This is a genomic window from Winogradskyella psychrotolerans RS-3 (genome assembly GCF_000427335.1).
Lineage (GTDB): Bacteria > Bacteroidota > Bacteroidia > Flavobacteriales > Flavobacteriaceae > Winogradskyella > Winogradskyella psychrotolerans.
On record NZ_ATMR01000014.1, the window covers coordinates 1 to 563 of the forward strand.

1 protein-coding gene is annotated in these 563 nt (G+C 38.4%); it reads left to right on the top strand.

All coding sequences use genetic code 11. The features are described from left to right. The coding region (locus tag ADIWIN_RS01470; protein ID WP_040756215.1) for a ThuA domain-containing protein at positions 1-224 on the top strand (224 nt) is incomplete at its 5' end. Positions 225-563: the final 339 nt, after the last annotated feature.

Sequence of the window (563 nt, forward strand, 5' to 3'; positions counted from 1 at the left end):
AAACCGCTCCATTTCACAGGTATTACCCAGCAGTTTGGCACCAGGATTTCGATGGAGGAGTTGCTTGGATTACAGCATTAGGACACAATAAGAAAGATTATGAAGACCCTACTTTTCTAAAACATATTTACCAAGGCATGAATTTTATTGCCAGCCGCATTTCTAAAAAAGATTACTCAAAAGCATATGCCAATGCCTGGGATAGCCCTGTAAATTTTAAATAAGCATTAGACTTTCAATAATTAACAATAGACAATAGAACAATTTTTAAAGAGTGCTTCTATGAAAAACGCCAAAAATACCAATGAATCAAGAAGGAAATTTATAAAATCAACGGGGAAGGGGCATTAGCTGCTTCTTTGGCCGTAACTGGTTTTCCTACCATTGTTCCTGCTTCTGTTTTTGGGGAAAAATGCCCCAAGTAATAAGATCAATATTGGTCAAGTAGGTTTTGGTAGAATAGCCATGACGCATGATTTACCTGAACATTAAAGAATGATATCGCTAGAGTGATTGCTGTAGCAGATGTGGACAGTAACCGTGGAGCACAAGGCACACAGGGG